The following is a 2,782-nucleotide window of genomic DNA, read 5'->3' on the forward strand; positions in this document are numbered from 1 at the left end:
GTTACGCACCCGTGCGCCGGTCGCCATCTGAAGTATTGCTACTCCAATGATGCCCCTCGACTTGCATGTGTTAAGCCTGCCGCTAGCGTTCATCCTGAGCCAGGATCAAACTCTCCATTGTATGAAATTGTTTTGTTTAGATCTTTCGCTCTTATCTCAAAGGTATTGTTTGAAATCGCTCTCTTGCGAGAGCGGATAAACTTTTGCTGCTCAAATACTTCAAAGAACGTGTCCGTATATTTCTATAAGAACTTTCTCGTTTCCCGGTTCCGATCGTTCGATCGTTTCCTTCGTTCCGTCCGCCGATATTTTCAAGCGGAAAGTGGTGCAAAGGTAAAACCTTTTTTCGAGACCACCAAATCTTTTTGAAACTTTTTTCAAAAATTTTTCAGAACCTTTTCAACTCCGCTTCAGACCTTAGTGTCATACCCGAAGCGGGTGCAAAGGTAAGTCAAATTTCCGAATCTCCAAAAGATTTAGGAACTTTTTTCAAACTTTTTCAGAACCAGCCGTTTGTCGCTTTCGAGCGGTGTTTCTCTCTCGAAGCGGGTGCAAAGATAAGGCGTTTCGGTCGAAACTTCCAAATAAATTTCACACTTTTTTCACAAAATATTTTGTCCGGATTTACACTTAACTAAGTCTCAACGCATTAACATTCGATATTTTTTCCTACCTTTATCCGCCCATATAGAATACGCGAATGAAACGAATATTATTATATATAGGTATACTTTTTTTCGCTCTTTCGTGCGCCGGCCGCACCTTCCGGCCCGCGGCGGGCGACCTGCTCTTCCAGATCAACGAAGCGTCGGCCATGACGGACGCGATTACGGCAGCGACCGCCGAGAAAGAGCCCTATCCATTCTCGCATGTAGCCATCTGTCTCGGCGGTGCGAAAAGCGATTCGGTCATCGAAGCCTCGGGACGAGGCGGCGTGAGGATCGTATCGCTGACCGAATTTCTCGATGCTTCGGGGAAAATCGACGGACGGCCCGCAGTCGTCGCAATGCGGCTGCGCGATACGACGGACATCGCCGCACGTGCCGCGGTCCGCTCGCTGAAGTACCTCGGACAGCCCTACGACTATTCGTACCTGCCCGCAAACGGAAAGATGTATTGCAGCGAACTGGTCTGGGAGAGCTACCTCGACAGACACGGCGCGAAACTTTTTCACGCCCGTCCGATGAATTTCCGCGATTCGGCGGGGCGCCTGCCGGACTTCTGGCGAAGGCTGTTCGAAAAACTGGGCGAACCCGTCCCCGAAGGCGTGATCGGCACCAACCCGGCCGATCTATCGAAAGACTCGCTGCTGCGAGAAATACACCGTTATTTCTGACGTCCGCACGGCGATGTCCGCAAAGCGGCGTTCCCGAGCTTTCCGCGGATACCGCGGCAGCTCCGATGCACCAAGAGCGCTCCCCCCCCCTCGCTCATGCCGCGACACGTCCGCCCGCGGCGCCTCCCCACGGACATATGATCCTGTCATGGAGAGGCCGTCTGCCGCACGTCTGCCGCACGTCTGCATCACGCGATCCGTTCGATCGTGATGTCGGGGTCGGCCCGCAGCACGTCGAGAAAACGGTTGCCGTCGTGGGGCGTGCGGGCCTGTATGACGAGCGTGGCACGATAGAAGCCCCCTTCGGCATCCCGGTCGGGCGAAACTTCGAACGAGAGAATGGTGTAGGCTCCCGTCTTCAGTTGATCGAGCACGGCACCGATCCTCTCTTTTCCGGGTGCGGAAAAGACCACGAGCGTGCGCCGCAAACCCAGCCCGCGGAAGATCAGCGTCAGCCCTTCGAGCGCAACGAGGGTCAGCACGGTCGCGGCAGCGGCCACGGCATACATCCCCGCGCCGACCGCCAGACCGATTCCGGCCGTGGCCCATAGGCTCGCGGCCGTAGTCAGTCCGCGCACGATCTGGCGATGGAAGATGATCGTGCCCGCCCCGATAAAGCCGATGCCGCTCACGACCTGCGCCGCTATACGGCTGGGATCGAGCCCTACGCCCGGCCGGGTCAGAATCTCGGAAAAGCCGTATTGGGAGACGATCATAATCAAAGCGCTGCCGAGCGAAACGAGGAAATGGGTGCGGAAACCCGCATCCTTGACCCTGTACTCGCGGTCGAGCCCGATCACGGTGCCGAATGCACCGGCTACGAACAATCTCAGAATGAAATCCCACGTCATAACATTCGCTTTCTACAAATATAGTACATTATCCCCGCATCCGAAAATATTTTTCACGCCCGGCAGAGGGGGGGGTGAGAGCCGCAATCCGTATTTCGCAGTCGCCGGTGCGAAACCGCAAAATCCGCCCGAACGTACTCTGCCGCCGTCGCATCGGCTCTTCGACCGGTTGCGCAGCAGACTGCTCCGCACACCTCGAAGCCGCTGCCGAACCGTAAAATCCGCCTCCTCCGCCCCTCGTCGGCCGGACTACACGTCCGAAGAACCGCCACAAAGATCCCCCACCAATACTCCTCCTAAAAACGAAATTCCGCATCCCAAGCCTCCCCGCTGACCGTCGGCCGCCCATCGGCCGCACCGCGAGGCCGCACCGAAAGGTCGCACCGAGAAGCCGCCGCCGAACCGCACGACCTGCCGGATCACATCCGCCGCCTTCAGGCGGCGGTCCCACTCGAACCGCCGCACAAAGCCCCGCACCGGGAGGTCGCACTACGCAGAAACCGCCGCATCCAACCGCCGCATCCAACCGCCGCATCCAACCGCCGCATCCAACCGCTGCATCCAACCGCCGCATCCAACCGCCGCAGATATTTAC

At 57.2% G+C, this 2,782-nt stretch carries 2 protein-coding genes and 1 rRNA gene; 1 reads left to right on the plus strand and 2 read right to left on the minus strand.

Going from position 1 to position 2,782, the window contains the following annotated elements:
• Positions 1-121: ribosomal RNA gene (locus BN3659_RS12675) — 16S ribosomal RNA — on the minus strand; the annotation flags it as partial.
• Positions 122-700: 579 nt separating this feature from the next.
• Between BN3659_RS12675 and BN3659_RS12680 the strand changes: the two genes are divergently transcribed.
• The gene (locus BN3659_RS12680; protein WP_091537388.1) at positions 701-1,336 is read left to right on the plus strand and encodes a YiiX/YebB-like N1pC/P60 family cysteine hydrolase; all 636 of its coding nucleotides are present in this window, start codon (positions 701-703) and stop codon (positions 1,334-1,336) included.
• 188 nt (positions 1,337-1,524) lie between these two features.
• Here BN3659_RS12680 and BN3659_RS12685 read toward each other — a convergent pair whose 3' ends face one another.
• Complete coding sequence (locus tag BN3659_RS12685; RefSeq protein ID WP_091537390.1) at positions 1,525-2,187, minus strand: MgtC/SapB family protein; 663 nt, start codon at positions 2,185-2,187, stop codon at positions 1,525-1,527.
• Positions 2,188-2,782 lie beyond the last annotated feature (595 nt).

The sequence above is a fragment of the Alistipes sp. CHKCI003 genome (assembly GCF_900021155.1).
GTDB lineage: Bacteria > Bacteroidota > Bacteroidia > Bacteroidales > Rikenellaceae > Alistipes > Alistipes excrementavium.

Bases quoted from the DNA above. Each gene is read 5' to 3' on its own strand.
- BN3659_RS12680 (WP_091537388.1), top strand. From the start codon at position 701: ATGAAACGAATATTATTATATATAGGTATACTTTTTTTCGCTCTTTCG.
- BN3659_RS12685 (WP_091537390.1), bottom strand. From the start codon at position 2,187: ATGACGTGGGATTTCATTCTGAGATTGTTCGTAGCCGGTGCATTCGGC.